The sequence below is a fragment of the Qipengyuania algicola genome (genome assembly GCF_042492175.1).
Lineage (GTDB): Bacteria > Pseudomonadota > Alphaproteobacteria > Sphingomonadales > Sphingomonadaceae > CAJXSN01.
On sequence record NZ_CP170453.1, the window covers coordinates 1,345,037 to 1,362,504 of the forward strand.

A 17,468-nucleotide genomic window follows, 5' to 3' on the forward strand; every position below is an offset into this window, starting at 1 on the left:
CCTCCTGATCAGCTCTCGTAATGCGCGGTGGTCTTTGCCGCGATCTCGTCCGCTGTCACGCCTGGGGCGATCTCGATCAGTTTGAACGCGCTGTCATGATCGGGCCGGTGGAACACGCCGAGATTGGTGATGATCATATCGACCACATTGGTGCCGGTCAGCGGCAGGGTGCATTCGGGAATGAACTTCGCGCTGCCGTCTTTGGCGTTGTGGTCCATCACCACGATGATCTTCTTCACCCCGGCGACCAGATCCATCGCGCCGCCCATCCCCTTGATCATCTTGCCTGGGATCATCCAGTTGGCGATATCGCCATTCTGGGCCACTTCCATCGCGCCGAGCACGGTCAAATCGATATGGCCGCCCCGGATCATGGAGAAGCTGGTCGCGCTGTCGAAATAGGCGCTCTGCGGCAGCTCGCTGATGGTCTGCTTGCCGGCATTGATCAGGTCGGGATCGACCTCGTCGTCGTAAGGGAAGGGCCCGATCCCCAGCATCCCGTTCTCGCTTTGCAGCGTGACCGTCATGCCGTCCGGAATATGGTTGGCTACCAGCGTGGGAATGCCGATCCCGAGATTGACGTAATAGCCATCGCGCAATTCCTGCGCGGCGCGGGCGGCCATTTGATCGCGGGTCCAGCCTTGGGTTTCGGACATAGGTTTTCCAGTCTCAGTCGAGGGGTGTCGGGGCGAGGAACCAGCGATTGCCGACCAGCCGTTCGAGCGTGACCGCATCGTCGGGTGTGCGCAGGTAATCGTAGAGTTCGTCGAAATCGGATTTTTCGTCGCCGAGCAGAGCCACGATGCAATGCTCGTCAGCAAAAGCGCGGCGACGGGTCTGTTTGCGATCCTGAGGGTAGCGCATCACGATAAGGCGATCTTCGGCAGCGGGGTCGAGGTCCGACAGGATCAGGCGCGTGCGGACCTCTCCGGCATGATCGGCAGTGCGCCCTGTGACCCAGAAAATTGTCACCCCGCGCGCCCGCAGAGCCGAGACAACTCGTGCCAGCGGCGCGTTCAGCGAGGGTTCGCCGGTCAGCGGTACCAGCCCGTCCGCCGGATCGATATCGATCATGACTGCCGGCGGGCGAAAGCCGCAGGGCAAGGTGTCGGCATCGAGCTTGCCGGGATTGCTGAGCAACGCCGATTGCCGTTCTTCTCCCGACAGCGGATCTTGCGAGACTTGCGACAGCACGTAGCCGAAGAACGGATCGTAAGCGCGATTGCCTGCCAAAAGCCGCGCCGCAAGCCCGCCTGCGCTGGCATCGCCGGGCCTTGGAAGCGTTGTCGAGGCGATCAGCTCGACTTCGGGCGCTTCGGCTGGCGCGTTGAGGCTCTCCAGCAGGGCGCGGCTGGCGGGAAGCAATGTCGGTGCGGGCTCGCCAGCCGGTGCAGGCGTAGCTGCGGTCGCAACAGCAACGCTTTCAATCGGCCGGTTTTGTGCAGAGCGAACCTCGGCACCGCGGGTGTCGGAGATAAAGCCGGGATTGGCCTGCTTGGTCACCAACAGGCCTCCCGCCAAAACAGGGATCGCCGCTGCCGCGCAGCCCTGAAGCGCTAGGGCGGCTGCGCCCAGCAGCATCATGCGCAAAAGTGGCGAAGGACGCAGCATATGACCCTCAGGCAGACTCGCGTTCGCGCACGGTCCGGAATTCGATCTTCTTGTCGTAGGGTGCGCCGACGATCATCCGCTGGACGAAGACGCCGGGCAGATGGATGCAATCGGGATCGAGCGAACCGGTGGGGACAATTTCCTCCACCTCGACCACGCAGACCTTCCCGCAAGTCGCGGCGGGCTGGTTGAAATTGCGCGCGGTTTTGCGGAACACAACATTGCCCGTTTCGTCCGCCTTCCACGCTTTCACAATGGCAAGATCGGCGAAGATGCCCTCTTCGAGCAGATAATCTTCCCCGCCGAAGCTCTTCACTTCCTTGCCCTCGGCAACCTGCGTGCCCACGCCGGTCTTGGTGTAGAAGCCCGGAATGCCTGCCCCTGCTGCCCGCATGCGCTCGGCCAGTGTCCCTTGCGGGCAGAACTCGACTTCCAGTTCGCCTGCGAGAAACTGGCGCTCGAATTCCTTGTTTTCGCCGACATAGCTGGCGATCATCTTGCTCACCTGCTTGGTGCGCAACAGCTTGCCGATGCCTTCATTGTCGATCCCGGCATTGTTGCTGGCAAAGGTCAGCCCGGTCACACCGCTGTCGCGGATTGCGTCCAGCAGCCGTTCGGGAATACCGCACAGGCCAAAGCCGCCACTGGCGATCAGCATATCGTTGCGAAGAATGCCGTCGAGGGCAGCGGCGGCATCGGGATAGATTTTGTTCATTGGGGCTCCATTGCGAAGGCGACGTAATACGATGCGCGCCCGTTCCTGTCACCCCTAGCGGGGCGCATCGCCAGGCAAGGAACGCGCATCATAATTGCGATTTATGCAACACACATTGTGCCTTTCGCACTTGCACAAAACCATGCTGCACCGCACATAGGGCGGGCCTTTACAGGCATCCTCTCCCAAACTTTTCCAGCCCGGCGGGTTCTCCTGCCGGGCTTTTTTCTTGCCCGTATTCGCCGCGACCCCTGCGGTTAATCGGCCCTTTGGTATGCCTACCCATTTGAAAGCACGGGGAAGGCCCCCTAGCTAGGCGTTCAGACACACGGACACGATACCAGAGGATACCCCATGGCCGACGGCGACAGCGCGACACAAGAGAAGCAGGCAAGGCTGCAGGTCGCCGCCGCGCGGCAGGAAGAAAGCGGACAGGGGATTGCCCGGATGCCGCGCAGTGCATTCCAGACGCTCGGCGTTACCGAGGGCGATGTGGTGGAGATCCAAGGCAAGCGGACCACGGTTGCCATCGCCATGCCGGCCTATGACGAGGACCAGTCGCTGGAGGTTGTCCGGCTGGACGGATTGCAGCGCGGCAATGCCGAGGCCGGATCGGGCGAGCATGTGATTATTCGCGCCGCCGAATCGCGCCCCGCAACCCGCGTCGTCTTCGCCCCCGCCAACCGCGAAATGCGCTTGCAGGGGCCAACTCAGGCACTGCAGCGCAATTTCTTCCGCAAGCCTTTGCTGGCAGGCGATCTGGTCGCCACAACCGGCCAGCAGCCGGTCCAGAACATGCCGCCCGAAGTGCGCCGGATGTTCAATGCGCCCGCCTACGCCCTCACCCAGATCCGCCTGTCAGTGGTCAGCACGGTGCCCAAGGGCATCGTCCATATCGACGAGAACACCGAGGTCGAGCTGCGCGCCGAGTTTGAAGCTCCGCGCGATGCGCGCGCGGTGGTGAACTACGACGATGTCGGCGGGATCGACGATACGATCCAGCAATTGCGCGAGATGGTGGAATTGCCGCTGCGCTATCCCGAATTGTTCACCCGGCTGGGCGTCGATCCGCCAAAGGGTGTGTTGCTGCATGGCCCGCCCGGGACCGGCAAGACCCGGCTGGCCCAGGCCGTCGCCAACGAATCGGATGCCGACTTCTCGATTATCAATGGCCCGGAGATTATGGGTTCCGGGTATGGCGAGAGCGAAAAGCGCCTGCGCGAGGTGTTTGAAAAGGCTTCCAAAAACGCCCCCGCGATCATCTTTATCGACGAGATCGATTCGATTGCGCCAAAGCGCGACCAAGTCGCCGGTGAGGCAGAGAAGCGTTTGGTTGCGCAGCTGCTGACCCTGATGGACGGTCTGGAATCGCGGGCCAATGTGGTGGTGATTGCGGCCACGAACCGACCTGACGCCATCGACGAAGCGCTGCGCCGTCCCGGCCGGTTCGACCGCGAGATCATCATCGGTGTGCCGGACGAGAAAGGCCGCCGCGAAATCCTCGCCATTCACACGCGCGGTATGCCGCTGGGTGAGAAGGTCGATCTGAACGAGCTGTCGCGCATGACTTATGGCTTTGTCGGGGCAGATATCGCTGCTCTGGCGCGTGAAGCCGCCATCGATGCGGTCCGCCGGATCATGCCGCGGCTCGATCTGGACGAGCGCACGGTTCCGCAGGAGGTTCTCGAGGACCTGTGCGTGACCCGCGAAGACTTCCTCTCCGCCCTTAAGCGCATTCAGCCCAGCGCCATGCGCGAAGTGATGGTGCAAGTGCCGCAAGTCGGCTGGGACGATATCGGCGGCGTCGACGAGTCGATCGAGAAACTGAAGGAAGGCATCGAACTTCCGCTGAAAAATCAGGAAGCATTCCGGCGTTTGGGCATTCGCCCGGCGAAGGGCTTCCTGCTCTATGGCCCGCCCGGCACCGGCAAGACCCTGCTGGCGAAGGCTGTCGCGAAAGAGGCCGAGGCCAATTTTATCTCGATGAAGAGCAGCGACTTGTTGAGCAAATGGTATGGCGAGAGCGAGCAGCAAATCGCTAAAATGTTCCAGCGCGCCCGCGCTGTGGCCCCGTGCGTTATTTTTATCGACGAGATCGATTCTCTGGTCCCCGCGCGCGGATCATCCGGAATGGAGCCGCAGGTAACGGGCCGCGTGGTGAACACTGTGCTGGCCGAGATGGACGGGCTGGAAGAGCTTCAGTCGGTCGTTGTGATCGGGGCGACAAACCGTCCCACACTGGTCGATCCCGCTTTGCTGCGCCCCGGCCGGTTTGACGAGCTCGTCTATGTTGGCACGCCAGACAAGAAAGGCCGCGAGCAAATTCTCGGCATCCACACCTCGGCCATGCCGCTCGCAGACGACGTGAAGCTGGCGGATGTCGCTGCCAAGACCGACCGCTTCACCGGCGCCGATCTGGAAGATGTGGTCCGCCGTGCGGGTCTGAATGCGCTGCACCGTGAAGGGGCGGACGTCACGCATGTGACTGCGGCCGACTTTGCCGAAGCGCTCAAAGACAGCCGCGCGACCGTCACCAGCAAGATGGAGGCGGAGTACAAGAAAATGCGCGGCGAACTGAAGAAGCGCGCCGCCGAAGCGCTGCCCATCGGCTTCGTGCATGAAGGCATGGTGGAAAGCACCCGCGCCAAGAAGCACGGAGAAGTCACCGACAAGAGCTAAACCTGCGGGGGCGGACAGCGCATTATTCGGTCCCGTCCCCTAGGGTTCGCCCGGTTCGGGGGCCTTGTCGGTTCCGCCGGGCACTTCGAGCCGGTGTCGGATCAGGGCTTCGGGCTGGTGCTCGTTGAGCCATGCAATCATATGTTCCCGTGCTGCGCAGCGCAGGTTGAACAGATCGGCCACCGTATTGGCGCTCACCGCCATGCGGACTTCGACTGACTCGGGATAGGCTTCCGTGACAAGCACGCTGACCGTGCGTTTGTCCCACAGCGGATGGGCCTCGATGAAGCGGGTGAATTCCTGCCGGATGGGCCCGATATCGGCAATCGGATCGAGATGCAGGAAAACCGGCCCGGAGAGCGATTCGGCGCGCCGGGTCCAGTTCTCGAACCCGTCATCAAGGAACTGGTCGGTCGGAATGATCACTGCCCGTTCGTCCCACGTCCGCACAATTACGAAGCTCATCTTGATCTCTTCGACCCGCCCCGTGTGTCCATCGATCACCACCAGATCGCCGATCCGGACGGGCTCGGTAATGGCCATTTGCAGGCCCGCAATCAGCGATTTGAGCGCAGGCTGGGCCGCCGCACCAATGGCGAGGGCTGCGAAACCGGCAGAGGCCAGCAGCGTGGTCCCGATATCGCGCACGCCAGGTATGCCGAGCATCATCAGGCCGACAGTGATTACGACAATCGCTATGGTTGCGGTGCGCGACAGGATCGCAATCCGGGTCCGCCGACTGCGCATCGCGACGGGATCCTCGGTATGCTCCAGCCGCAGTTCCAGTGCGGTGGAGAAGCCCTTCACCAGAGTATAGGCGATCCAGCCGAGCAGAGCGGGCCGAAGGAACCGCGCAAAGGGCTCCCAAAGAGAACCGAGAAGCGCATTCTGCTCCGCTGCAATCGTTACCGCAATGGCGAGAACCGACCATTTGACCGGCGCCCGCATCCGGTCGACCACAATGTGATCGGTTTCGCTGGCGGACAGAGCCGTCAGCTTGCCCACCAGCGCAAACAGGGCGCGGTACAGCAGATAAGCAACCAGCAATGCCGCAACCAGAACGGCAGAGGCGATTAGAACCGCGCTCCAGTCGACTTGCCAGCTTCGGATATCGAAATTCTCGAACATGCGCGCGCCCTATGGTTCGCCGCCCCTCAGCACAAGCGCTGCGGGGTTATCCTGCGTCTAATGCGCGGCGTCCCAACTTGCTCCCGTGCCGATCTCTATTCCCAGCGGCACGCTGAGGTCCACAGATGGAAGCGCAGCCTCTGCCATGACCCGTTCGATCACCGGGGAGGCAGCGGCAATGTCGCCTTCCGGCAGTTCGAACACCAGTTCATCGTGGACCTGCAGAAGCATCCGCACATCGGACAGGCCTGCATCGCGCAGCGCCGGGAGCATGCGCACCATGGCGCGCTTGATGATGTCGGCGCTGGTCCCCTGAATGGGGGCGTTGATGGCTGCACGCTCACTGCCTTGCCGTTCGGCCTGGTTCTTGGATTTGATCCGCGGGAACCACGTCTTGCGGCCAAACAGCGTTTCGGAATAGCCGCGCTCGCGCACCGTCTCCAAGGTCTCGGCAATATAGCGCTGGATACCGGGAAAACGTTCGAAATAGCGGTCGATCATCGCCTGCGCTTCGTCCGCTTCCACGCCCAGACGGCCCGCCAGACCCCAACGGCTGATGCCATATAGAATGGCGAAGTTGATCGTCTTGGCCTGCGCCCGCGTATCGCGGCTGACCTCGCCGTACATTTCCTGTGCGGTGCGATTGTGGATGTCTTCGCCCTTGGCAAACGCATCCTTTAGCGCATCGACATCGGCCATATGCGCCGCCAGTCGCAATTCGATCTGGCTATAGTCGGCCGCCAGCAGCACGTTGCCATCCTCGGGCACGAAAGCCTCGCGGATCTGGCGCCCGATAGGCGTGCGGATGGGAATGTTCTGCAGGTTCGGATCGGTGCTCGACAGCCGCCCGGTCTGCGCGCCGACCAGACTGTAACTGGTATGGACGCGCTGCGTATCGGGATTGATTGCGGCCTGCAGGGCCTCGGTATAGGTCGAGCGCAGCTTGGACAGCTGGCGCCATTCGAGCACTTTGCTGGCAATGTCGGCGCCGCTCGCGTCGAGCTTCTCCAGAACGCTCTGATCGGTGGAGTACTGCCCGCTCTTGCCCTTCTTGCCGCCTTTATATCCCATCTTGTCGAACAGGATTTCGCCCAATTGCTTGGGGCTGCCGACAGAGAATTCCTCGCCGGCAACGGTGTGGATTTCCTTCTCCAGCTTGGCGGTTTCGGTGGCGAATTCTTCCGACAGCTTAGCCAGACGCGCACGATCGACTTTGATCCCTTCGCGCTCCATTCCGGCAACGGTCGGGATCAGCGGACGGTCGACCCGCTGATAGATGCTCGTGCCGCCTTCGATAGCGAGGCGGGGCTTCAAATGCTGGTGGAGCCGCCAAGTAACGTCGGCATCCTCGGCTGCGTACTCGGTCGCTTTATCCAGCGGGACTTCGCCGAACGGGATCTGCTTCTTGCCCGTGCCGCACACATCCTTGAAGCTCATCGGGCTATGGCCGAGATGCCGCACGCTCAATTCGTCCATGCCGTGCCCGCCGCCAATGCCGCCTTCGCCCCGGCCTGCATCCAGCGCAAAGCTGATGACCATAGTATCGTCGATCGGCGCGACGTGAATATCGTGGCGGGCCAGAACGTTGAGATCGTATTTGATGTTCTGGCCGATTTTCAGAACCGCATCGCTTTCCAGCAGCGGTTTGAGCGCGGCGAGAGCTTCCTCCAAGGGCACCTGCTCCGGCTTCTCGGCGAACATGTCGCTGCCGCCGCCGCCTTCGTTGAGATGCGCCAGCGGGATATAGCAGGCTTCGTTCGGCCCGGTCGCAAGGCTGATGCCGACCAGATCGGCCTGCATCGCGTCGAGCGCGCTGGTTTCGGTGTCCACCGCAATAGTGCGGGCCGCCAAACACTGCGCAATCCAGTGGTCGAGCCGTTCGCGGGTCTGGACCGTTTCGTAAGTCGAGCGGTCGATGGCCGGGAAGTCGGGCAGAGCCTGGCTGGCTCCGGCGGGTGCAGCATCGGCCCCCGGCTTGTCGGCTTTGGCCGGGTTCAGATCGTTCTTGCGGTCAGGGCTGCCCGATCCGGCATCCAGCCGTCGCAGCAGACTGGTGAAGCCATGCGTGGTGAGAAATTCGGCCAGCGGTTCAGGCGGCACGCCGTCGAGCTTCATATCGCTCAGCGGAATGGGGAGCTCGCAATCCTCTTTCAAAGTAACCAGCACCCGGCTGAGCTCTGCATCGGCGCGGTGTTCCAGCAGGCGCTCTTTCAGCTTGCTCTTCTTCATGTCCTTCGCAGCATCCAGCGCGCCGGTCAGCGATCCGTGCTCCTGAATAAGCTTGGTCGCGGTTTTCGGCCCGACGCCGAAGATGCCGGGAATGTTATCCGCTGTATCGCCCATCAGCGCGAGCACATCGCCGACCAGTTCCGGCCCGACTCCGAACTTCTCGGTCACTTCCTCGACCCCGATCCGCGCGCTCTTCATCGTGTCGAGCATATCGATTGCACCGACACCATCGCCGCCCGTACCGACCAATTGCATCAGGTCCTTGTCGGATGAGACGATGGTGACATCGAATCCCTCGGCTGCCGCTTTGCGGGCGTAGCTCGCGATAACATCGTCCGCCTCCACGTCGGGCTCCTCGATGCAGGGCAGGGAGAATGCCCGAGTCGCATCGCGAATCAGCGGGAATTGGGGGACCAGATCTTCCGGCGGATCGGGACGGTTGGCTTTGTACTGGTCGTAAATCTCGTTGCGGAAGGAATGACTCGACTTGTCGAGGATGACCGCAAGGTGCGTCGGGCCGTCGGCCTTGTCCAAATCTTCGGCCAATTTCCACAACATAGTGGTGTACCCATAGACCGCGCCGACCGGCGTCCCTTCGGGATTCGTCAGTGGCGGGAGACGGTGGTAGGCGCGGAAAATATAGGCGGAGCCGTCGACCAGATAGAGATGCTGTTTGTCAGTCATAGCGCCTGCTAGCAGCGCAGGCCGTGCAGGTCAGCCGGGATTTGCACCGCGAGGGCAGCGGGACAATCGTCTGAAAAATGGCGGAAATCCGGCGAAATTGTGCCAAATGTGGCAGAAATTAGGCAAAATGTGGCAAAAAGGCTTGCGTTGCCACAAAGCCGCCACTATTTAGAGTGTCGAAGCCACCCATGTGGGGGAGGTTTCGTCGGCCAGCTCAGAAGGGCAGGACGACCACCCACTCGATTGAGTTAAGGAACTAATATTATGCGTAAAATCGCTATGATCTCCGCTGCTGCAGCTGCTGCTCTGACCCTGGCTGCTTGCTCGGAAGGCACCACCGACGCCGCTGAAGGCGCTGTCGACGGCGCAATGGCCGACGCAGAAGCCAACGTTGACGCGATGGCTGAAGGTGCCGAAGGCGCCATGGAAGACGGCGCGGACGCCGTTGCTGAAGGTGCCGACGCAATGGTCGAAGGCGCTGAAGAAGCTGCTTCCGACGCTGAAGAAGCCATGGAAGAAGCTGCTTCCTAAGCTCTTCTGCTTACGAACAAAGAAGGGCGGTACCGTGAGGTGCCGCCCTTTCTTTATGTGCGCTGCTTTTCGCTAGCCGCTGGTCGGACCGACCGACTCACCCACCCGAATAGGTAGCGCCCGCGTAATTGCGGCCACGATTGGCGATCATCCCGTCATACAGGGCCCGGGCAATCGAGGCGATCTTGCGTTCGCGGTTCAGTTTTGCCCCCTGGCCGGTCACGTAAATTGCGACTGCAATCGAACGCCCATTCGGCCCGCGAATAATTCCGACATCGCTGGAGGTGTTGTTCAGCGAACCGGTCTTGTGCAGCACCTGTGCTTCGGCCGGCATCAGAGCAGGGATGCGGCGCGTGCCAGTACGGGTCCGGCTCATGGAAGACAGGATCACCTGCCGGCTGCCTGCCGACAAGACCCGACCGTTATTGAGCGCCGCAAGCATGCGGACAATGTCGCGCGGCGTGGCGCTGTCGCGCAGATCGATATAGCTTGCCGGGTCGTATTCCCCGTCATCGCGCACTAGCGTCGCGATATCGCGGTCGATGCTGAAATTGCGGAAGCCATTGCGCCATGCCCAGTTGTTCACCGCACGCGGGCCACCAACCACATCCAGCAAGGCGTCGGTCGCCGAATTGGACGAGCGCGTGATCATGATTTCAATGAGGTCGCGCGCAGCCATATAATTGCCGCGCCGTACCGGAGCGGTGGGCGAGCTGTATTTCTTGGAACGCATGGGGATCAGCAGAGGGAATTCGCTGGAAAGGCTCCACCGGCCCTGCTCCACGCCTTCGAGAAACGCAGCGGCCACGGCGATCTTGCTGGTCGAAGCCATGGGGAAACGCTGGTCGGCAAGGACCATGACCTCTTCGCCGGTGCTCAGATCAATTGCGGCAACGCCGATCCGTCCGTCCGAACCATCGGCCAATTGGGCAATTCTACGCTCAAGCGCGGTATCATAGACAGCCTGAAAGCTTTGCGGGGCCCGCACCTGCGTGCCGAATGTCCGGTCGAATGCAGACTCCAGATTGGTTGTCTGGGCGATGGCGGGGGAAGCCGAGAAGCCCGTAAGAGCGGCAGCAGCAGCGAAGAATGTGAAAATTGCGCGTTTCATGGGGTCCAGATGTAGCAATCGTATGGTTGGCAAACACTTAACGGCCCTTTGTGTTCGCGAAGCAAGGCCTCAACCTCGTGAGGGGCACAAAGGACACGACGAACGACTCCTGATGCGCGACGGGCCGAGTATTCCTATCGACCCGCTCCGGCGCACAGCTGCATCAATTGGCGCGTATCTGGATGATTCTCCTGCGCGCATGACGCACAGCCTCGACAATTTGTCTCCACTTTGCCCGGCTGCAATGATCGAACTGCCAAAATGTTGCGTTGTATTGCTCCGCAGGTGCTGCGAGCAGAGACCGCAATGTCGATTCAACTGACCGATCTGACCGCTGGCTTAACCCGGGCGCTGGCCCGCGCCGACATAGGGCCGCCCGAGAACATCATTCGCCTTACAGGTGGGGCAACGATGGAAAGCTGGCGGTTCACGGCGGGCGGGCTCGACTATGTCCTGCGCCGTGCGCCGACGCTGGAGTTTCTCGCGCAGCGCCCTTTCGGCCATGATACAGAGGCCGCGATCATTCGCGCGGCTCATGGGGCGGGCATCGCCGCACCCGAGGTGGTGGCCGAACTGGAGCCCGGCGACGGGATAGGTAGCGGCTTCGTGATGAAGGCCTTGCCCGGCACCCCAGATCCCAAAGCCATCCTGGCGATGGACGGGCCAGACCGGCTCCTATCCGAATGCGCGAACCAGCTGGCGCAAATCCATGCGCTATCGATTGCCGATCTCCCGCCCGACTTACCGGCGCTCGATCCCGCAGAAGGCGTGGCAGATTTCACCGCGCAGTTCGAGGAAGCGGGCGGCGATCGGCCGATCATCGCGTTGGGTCTTCGCTGGTTACTGGACAACATTCCTAAGCCCGTGGACCCCGTGCTCAATCACGGCGACTACCGCGTCGGCAATCTGCTGGTCGGAGACGGTAGGCTCACCGGCGTGCTCGACTGGGAACTGGCCCATTTGAGCGACTGGCACGAAGATTTGGCCTTTGGCTGCATGACCGTCTGGCGCTTCTCGCGCATTGATCGGCCTGCGCTGGGGCTGGGCACATTAGAGCAGTATTTTTCCGCTTACGAAGCTGCGGGCGGGCGAAAAGTCGATCCCGCGCGGTTCCATTTCTGGCTGGTCTACCGGACCGTGTGGTGGGCGCTGGGATGCCTCAGGATGGGCGGACAATGGCGCAGCGGAGCGGACCGCAGTCTGGAGCGGGCCCTGATTTCCCGCCGGACCGGAGAGCAGGAGCTTGATCTGCTCCTGCTGTTGGAGGGCGAGGCACCGGATGCGGAGAAAGCACATGCGCTACCGCGTTCGCCCGGCACCGAAACTTTGGCAGGGCAGGCCTCTATCGGCGAACTGGCTACGGCCATCTCGGAATGGCTCGCCACGGTCAAACCGCGCATGGAGGGGCATGACCGGTTCCAGCACGCGGTGGCCCGCAACGCGCTGGGCCTGATCGCGCGGGAGGCCGAGGCTGGCGCGGTGGGGTCCGATCGGGCGCTGGCGCAGCGATTGCTCGATGGCAGCGCGGGTCTGCGCGATAAGGGGCTGCTGGCGAGCCTGCGCCGCCGCGCGCTCGATACAGTCTCGACAGACATGCCCAAATACCCCGCACTGGCCGTCGCCCGGGCCAGGTGGCTGATCGAAGCGTGAGAGCCATTCGTACCGATACCTGCCCAATGCTGCCTTGACCGCGCGAACAGAAAGAGGCTTTGTGCGGTCAAGAGAATTCAAGGGACCTTATATCATGCCGCTTACCATCCTTCGCGTGTCCACCACCGCTTTGCTTCTTGGCACCTCCGCCATCGCAGCCGCCCAGTCCGCTCCGATTGTGCAGCCCGGCGCGCCCGGTGCTGCGCCCAAAACCCTGACCAGCGACGAAGCGACCAGGCTGGCCGACAACCGGTATTCCCCAGCGGATCTCGCCTTTATGCAAGGCATGATCCATCACCACTATCAGGCGGTACAAATGGTGGCGCTGGTAGAGGACCGGACGAACACGCCTGACATCGTCGCCTTGGCGAAGAAGATCCGCGCCTCGCAGGAAGACGAAATCACTTTTATGCGCGGCTGGCTGACCGAGCGCGGCGAGAATGCGCCCGATCCTGCGGAGCATGCGCGCCATGCTGCTATGGGGCATTCCATGCCGGGCATGAGCGGCATGAAAATGGCCGGAATGGCGACACCTGCCCAGATGGCAGCGCTTGCTAATGCCAGCGGCACGGAATTCGACCGCCAGTTCCTGACCCTGATGGTCGCCCATCATGATGGCGCGCTGACGATGGTCGAGGACCTGCTCGAACAGCCGGGCTCTGCCTATGATCCGGTGCTGTTCGATTTTACCAATGACGTGGTGACCGACCAGAAGGCGGAAATCGAGCGGATGAATGGGTTGCTGGCTGGCCTGTCCGGCGACCCGCGCGCCAATCTGGCGGCGGGCTTCCGCGACGCAGGCGAAGCGATTTCGGGCCTTCGCAAACTGGTCTCGCTGGAGAAACCGGCTGGCTTTTTCGACCCCGCCAACCCCGCCGGTCTCGCTCCGCCCAAGCCTAAGAAGGATAAGGATGGCGACGAAGAGGGCGCCGACGAGACAGCCGAGGGAGAGGAAGGCAAGACGGAGTTCTCCGAGCGTTCCCCGCTTCTGAACTTTGCCAACACCGATCTTGCGTTCAGCGGCGATATGCTGGTCGCGGGCAATTATCACGGCTTCAATATTTACACGCTGGATGCAGAGGGCGTGCCCAGCCTGCTGAGCTCGGTCGTGTGTCCGGGCGGGCAGGGCGACATCTCGATTGCGGGCGATCTTCTGGTCATGTCGGTCGAGCAGACGCGCGGGCGGGTCGATTGTGGCCGTCAGGGCGTTGCCGAGAAGGTCAGTGAAGACCGCTTCCGCGGCCTGCGCATTTTCGACATTTCCGACCGGACATCGCCGCGTCAGGTCGGGCAGGTGCAGACCTGCCGGGGCAGCCACACCCATTCGATTGTGTCCGAAACGGCCGAGACATTGCTGGTCTACAATTCCGGCACTTCGGGTGTGCGGGACGAGGAAGAGCTCGCGGGCTGCATCGGCAATGTCGCAGGCGATGACCGCACGGCACTGTTCAGCATCGACGTGATCGAGATCCCTGTGGCGGACCCCGCCTCGGCCCGCATCATCGACAGTCCGCGCGTCTTTGCCGATCCCGAAACCGGCCAGATCGCAGGGCTATGGCGCGGCGGTGATCATGGCGAGGGGACGCAGGACACGCGTGAGACGAACCAGTGCCACGACATCACCGCCTACCCCGCTCTCGGGCTGGCAGCGGGCGCATGCTCGGGCAATGGCATCCTGCTCGATATCTCGGACCCCAGCGCACCCAAGCGCATCGACGCGGTGACGGATAAGGGGTTTGCCTATTGGCACTCCGCGACATTCTCCAACGATGGCACCAAGGTGCTGTTCACCGATGAGTGGGGCGGCGGCGGTCGGCCCCGCTGTCAGGCCAGCGACCCGCTCAACTGGGGCGCGAATGCAATCTACGAAGTGGTCGACGGCAAGCTGGAATTCCGTAGCCTCTACAAACTGCCTGCGCCGCAGAGCGACAAGGAAAACTGCGTCGCGCATAACGGTTCGATCATTCCCGTTCCGGGACGCGATATCTTTGTGCAGGCATGGTATCAGGGCGGCATCAGCGTGATCGACTTCACCGATGCAGCCAATCCGGTGGAGATCGCCTATTTCGACCGTGGCCCGATTGACGAGGAACAGCTGGTCACCGGCGGATACTGGTCGGCCTATTGGTACAATGGCCGCATCTACGGCACAGAAATCGTGCGCGGGCTGGACGTCTTCGCGCTGGAGCCCAGCGAGTTTCTGACCGCCGAGGAAATCGCCGCGGCCGAAGCCGCCAGCATGGGCACCACCTTCAACCCGCAAACCCAGACACGGGTGACGTGGGACGACGAAGTAAAGGCCGCTGCTGAGGCGAGCCGCAAGGGTGGATGAGTAGAGGTGGGAGCGGCATGAAAGTGCCGCTCCCCGACCTTTGACGGTTCAGCCGCCCTTCTGGCTGGCGATCCAGTTGTCGACTTGCGTTTCCAGAATGGTCAGCGGCACGCTGCCGCCGCCCAACACGGTGTCATGGAAGCCGCGAATGTCGAAATCATCGCCCAGCTCGGCCTCCGCTTTGGCGCGCAATTCCTGTATTTTGATCATCCCGATTTTGTAGCTGGTCGCCTGACCGGGCATCACCAGATAGCGCATCACTTCCGACCGCACTGCGGTTTCGGGGATCGGTGAATTGGCAAGGAAATAGGCCACGGCCTGCTCCTGATCCCAGCCCTTCGCATGCAGGCCGGTGTCCACCACCAGCCGGATTGCGCGCCACATCTCGGTCGTCAAGCGGCCGAAGTCGGAATAGGGATCGTCATACGCGCCCATTTCCTTGGCCAGCAGCTCCGAATACAGCGCCCAGCCTTCGCCAAAGGCGGAGATGAAATTGCCCTGACTGCGGAATTTGGGCAGGCTCTCCAGCTCCTGCGAGATCGACACCTGCATGTGGTGGCCCGGATTGCCTTCGTGATAGGCAATCACTTCCAGCGTTGTGATCGGCATGGCGCGCATATCGGACAGGTGGGCGTAATAGGTGCCCGGACGGCTGCCATCGGGCGTGCCGGGGCGATAATGCTGCGCTGCGCCGGGCTGTTCGCGGAACGGTTCGACCCGCTTCACCACCAGATCGGCCTTGGGCAGCGTGCCGAAAAACTCCGGCAGGCGCTTGTTCAGCTCCTCCAGATGCCCTTCGGCGGCGTCGATGTAATCCTGCGCGCCCTTGTCGTCCTGCGAGAAGTAGAATTGGTCGTCCTCGCGCAGAAAGGTGAAGAAGGCCTGCAGATCGCCCTCGAAGCCGACGCTTTCCTTGATCGCCTCCATCTCGCTGCGGATGCGCGCGACTTCGCTGAGGCCGATGTCATGGATTGCGTTTGCCGTCAGGTCGGTGGTGGTCATTTGGCCAAGGCGGTAATTGTAGAACGCCTCGCCATTGGGCTGAGCAGAGACACCCTGCGCCACTTCGCTGGTATTGGCGATGTCGCTTTCAAACCATGCGATGATCCGCGCATAGGCAGGCTGCAGCGCTTCTGTCAGCGCTGCGCGCGCTTCGGCCCGCAAGGCGTCGGACCGGGTTTGGTCGATCGTGCCTGCCTCGACCAGTGAGGCCAGCTTGGTGTCGGTCGCGGACCAGAGCGCGCTTGCTTCGCCATCGGTGAAGGGCGCGCCGGTGGTGATTTTGCGCGACTGGTCGATGACGCCTTCATAGGCGAAGCGGGGCGGACGCACACCGGCCGCAGCATTGGCCTGCGACTGGGCAAGCGACTGGTCCAGCGCGCGGGCGCTTTCCCTCAGGCGGGAGATAAAGGCGACCATGTCGCTCTCGCTCTCCACCCGGTGCTGATTGATCAGAAAGGTCGGATAGAAGGACTGCGTGCCGTTGAATTGGTGGAGCACATAGCGATTGCTGCGGAACGGGACGCCGGCCTCTGCCGTGGCGAGGTTCCATTCCCACATATCCCACGAAATTTGGCCTTCGGGTGTGAGGTCGTCGCGGTTGAAATTCGTCTGCATCTCCGCCGTCGCAGCCCGCATCCACGCCAGATAGCGGTCTTCCGCCGCAAGGCTGGCATCGTCGATTTTGTCGTAATCGGTCTTGCGGCCGAGATAGGTCTGCTGGATCGGGCTGAACGCAAGCCCTTCTTCGAATTTGGCATCGAACCAAGTGTTCAGCCGCTGGGTGGTCTGCTCGGCCGTTTCTGTTGCAGCGACGGGAACCACTGGAGCTGTGGCCACCGGTTCGGCTGCGGGGACAGTGGCGCAGGCCCCGACCAGTGCAATCAGGGGCAGGGCGAAAATGCGTTTCGTCATAATGGTGGGTCCTTGGCCAAGCGAAGTTGTGCGCGCGGTGTGGCATGCCTGACGGGTCTTGCCAATCGGTCCGCTCTCAGGCCCCTAATGCTTGCCTCACATCCTGGACAAAGCTGGTGCGTTTGATCCCGTGATACAGCGCGCTGGCGGCGAGGTTGCCGGCTGGCTTCAGAGGCCTGCGCACCTGCAGCATCAGGACCACGCGCGGCTCGCCCGTGTCGTTCCAGACCTCGTGGGGATGGGTCTCGTCGAAGACCAGCCATTCGCCTTCCTTCCAGCGCACGGTTTCGCCCCCGACCTGCATCTCGCAGCGGCCCGCTGCCCGCGGGACGATCAGCGGCAGATGGCAATTGAGCCACGCCTTGGTCAGCCCGCGATGGCGCGGCACATGCGCGTCGCCCGCCATGATAGAATAGAATGCGACGACGAGGCCCGCCACTTGGTCGATCAGCGCTGCGGTCTGCGGACAGGTCTGCCGGTTGGTTTCGGAGCGGAATCCATAGCCTTCGAAGAAGAAGCTCTTCCATTGCGGACCGCTCGCAATGCGCCGGTGGTCGGGCGATATTTTGCCGAATGGCGGAATCTTTTCGCGCGAGGAAAGCAGAGCTTCGGCTTCGCTCCGGATGGTGCGCCAATGGGGGTGCATCTGCGCAAGGCCGGGCACTTGCGCTGGCGGCACAATAGCGCTGGTGTCGATTAAGGACTGGCGTTGGAACCAGCGATTGACCGGATCGCGCAGGCGCTTGCCATACCGGATAATGGCCGATTGCTTCGGGCGCACGAAAGTGGGCGGGGCCTCTACAGCCTCACCCGTTGATGTGGCGACCCTCTGGTCGTTTCCAACCGCCATATCGCCGGCGATAATAGCGCAAACGCGTCTGATT

General features: G+C 62.2%; 12 protein-coding genes. 4 read left to right on the forward strand and 8 right to left on the reverse strand.

The annotated features are described in order from the left end of the window. Positions 1-8: 8 nt before the first annotated feature. Genes ACFCW2_RS06525 through ACFCW2_RS06535 form a run of 3 tightly spaced genes read right to left on the reverse strand, consistent with a single transcriptional unit; the run spans position 9 to position 2,326 of the window. Positions 9-656 (reverse strand): CoA transferase subunit B, encoded by a 648-nt coding sequence (locus tag ACFCW2_RS06525; RefSeq protein WP_379548818.1) that lies wholly within the window; start codon positions 654-656, stop codon positions 9-11. Positions 657-669: 13 nt separating this feature from the next. Continuing rightward, positions 670-1,611 carry a hypothetical protein gene (locus ACFCW2_RS06530; protein ID WP_379548819.1) on the reverse strand — a complete coding sequence of 314 codons (942 nt, stop codon included), beginning with the start codon at positions 1,609-1,611 and terminating at the stop codon, positions 670-672. 7 nt (positions 1,612-1,618) lie between these two features. Then, a complete protein-coding gene (locus ACFCW2_RS06535; RefSeq protein WP_379548820.1) occupies positions 1,619-2,326 on the reverse strand; it encodes a CoA transferase subunit A in 708 nt (235 codons plus the stop codon). A gap of 354 nt (positions 2,327-2,680) precedes the next feature. On the opposite strand from ACFCW2_RS06535, the gene ACFCW2_RS06540 reads away from it, so the two are divergent. Continuing rightward, entirely contained in the window at positions 2,681-5,005 is a 2,325-nt protein-coding gene (locus ACFCW2_RS06540; protein WP_379548821.1) for a CDC48 family AAA ATPase, read from the forward strand. 39 nt (positions 5,006-5,044) lie between these two features. On the opposite strand, the gene ACFCW2_RS06545 is transcribed toward ACFCW2_RS06540, so the two are convergent. Beyond that, positions 5,045-6,133 (reverse strand): mechanosensitive ion channel family protein, encoded by a 1,089-nt coding sequence (locus tag ACFCW2_RS06545; protein WP_379548822.1) that lies wholly within the window; start codon positions 6,131-6,133, stop codon positions 5,045-5,047. Between the two features lie 57 nt (positions 6,134-6,190). Further along, positions 6,191-9,046 (reverse strand): DNA polymerase I, encoded by a 2,856-nt coding sequence (polA, locus tag ACFCW2_RS06550; RefSeq protein ID WP_379548823.1) that lies wholly within the window; start codon positions 9,044-9,046, stop codon positions 6,191-6,193. 264 nt (positions 9,047-9,310) lie between these two features. Here polA and ACFCW2_RS06555 point away from each other — a divergent pair, with 264 nt between their 5' ends. Then, entirely contained in the window at positions 9,311-9,577 is a 267-nt protein-coding gene (locus tag ACFCW2_RS06555) for a hypothetical protein (RefSeq protein WP_379548824.1), read from the forward strand. 97 nt (positions 9,578-9,674) lie between these two features. Here ACFCW2_RS06555 and ACFCW2_RS06560 read toward each other — a convergent pair whose 3' ends face one another. Beyond that, positions 9,675-10,688 carry a serine hydrolase gene (locus ACFCW2_RS06560; RefSeq protein WP_379548825.1) on the reverse strand — a complete coding sequence of 338 codons (1,014 nt, stop codon included), beginning with the start codon at positions 10,686-10,688 and terminating at the stop codon, positions 9,675-9,677. Between the two features lie 306 nt (positions 10,689-10,994). Between ACFCW2_RS06560 and ACFCW2_RS06565 the strand changes: the two genes are divergently transcribed. Both ACFCW2_RS06565 and ACFCW2_RS06570 read left to right on the forward strand, forming a co-directional pair. After that, positions 10,995-12,338: a phosphotransferase gene (locus ACFCW2_RS06565; RefSeq protein ID WP_379548826.1), complete on the forward strand. Its 1,344-nt coding sequence runs from the start codon at positions 10,995-10,997 to the stop codon at positions 12,336-12,338. A gap of 94 nt (positions 12,339-12,432) precedes the next feature. Beyond that, positions 12,433-14,670: a DUF305 domain-containing protein gene (locus tag ACFCW2_RS06570; RefSeq protein ID WP_379548827.1), complete on the forward strand. Its 2,238-nt coding sequence runs from the start codon at positions 12,433-12,435 to the stop codon at positions 14,668-14,670. Positions 14,671-14,718: 48 nt separating this feature from the next. Here the strand turns inward: ACFCW2_RS06570 and ACFCW2_RS06575 are convergent, their stop codons facing one another. Then, on the reverse strand, positions 14,719-16,584 hold the full coding sequence (locus tag ACFCW2_RS06575; RefSeq protein WP_379548828.1) for a DUF885 domain-containing protein: 1,866 nt from the start codon (positions 16,582-16,584) through the stop codon (positions 14,719-14,721). A 76-nt stretch (positions 16,585-16,660) separates the two neighbouring features. After that, complete coding sequence (locus tag ACFCW2_RS06580; protein ID WP_379548829.1) at positions 16,661-17,434, reverse strand: aspartyl/asparaginyl beta-hydroxylase domain-containing protein; 774 nt, start codon at positions 17,432-17,434, stop codon at positions 16,661-16,663. Positions 17,435-17,468 lie beyond the last annotated feature (34 nt).

Coding starts and splice junctions, on each gene's coding strand:
- ACFCW2_RS06525 (WP_379548818.1), bottom strand. CDS start 656: ATGTCCGAAACCCAAGGCTGGACCCGCGATCAAATGGCCGCCCGCGCC.
- ACFCW2_RS06530 (WP_379548819.1), bottom strand. CDS start 1,611: ATGCTGCGTCCTTCGCCACTTTTGCGCATGATGCTGCTGGGCGCAGCC.
- ACFCW2_RS06535 (WP_379548820.1), bottom strand. CDS start 2,326: ATGAACAAAATCTATCCCGATGCCGCCGCTGCCCTCGACGGCATTCTT.
- ACFCW2_RS06540 (WP_379548821.1), top strand. CDS start 2,681: ATGGCCGACGGCGACAGCGCGACACAAGAGAAGCAGGCAAGGCTGCAG.
- ACFCW2_RS06545 (WP_379548822.1), bottom strand. CDS start 6,133: ATGTTCGAGAATTTCGATATCCGAAGCTGGCAAGTCGACTGGAGCGCG.
- polA (WP_379548823.1), bottom strand. CDS start 9,046: ATGACTGACAAACAGCATCTCTATCTGGTCGACGGCTCCGCCTATATT.
- ACFCW2_RS06555 (WP_379548824.1), top strand. CDS start 9,311: ATGCGTAAAATCGCTATGATCTCCGCTGCTGCAGCTGCTGCTCTGACC.
- ACFCW2_RS06560 (WP_379548825.1), bottom strand. CDS start 10,688: ATGAAACGCGCAATTTTCACATTCTTCGCTGCTGCTGCCGCTCTTACG.
- ACFCW2_RS06565 (WP_379548826.1), top strand. CDS start 10,995: ATGTCGATTCAACTGACCGATCTGACCGCTGGCTTAACCCGGGCGCTG.
- ACFCW2_RS06570 (WP_379548827.1), top strand. CDS start 12,433: ATGCCGCTTACCATCCTTCGCGTGTCCACCACCGCTTTGCTTCTTGGC.
- ACFCW2_RS06575 (WP_379548828.1), bottom strand. CDS start 16,584: ATGACGAAACGCATTTTCGCCCTGCCCCTGATTGCACTGGTCGGGGCC.
- ACFCW2_RS06580 (WP_379548829.1), bottom strand. CDS start 17,434: ATGGCGGTTGGAAACGACCAGAGGGTCGCCACATCAACGGGTGAGGCT.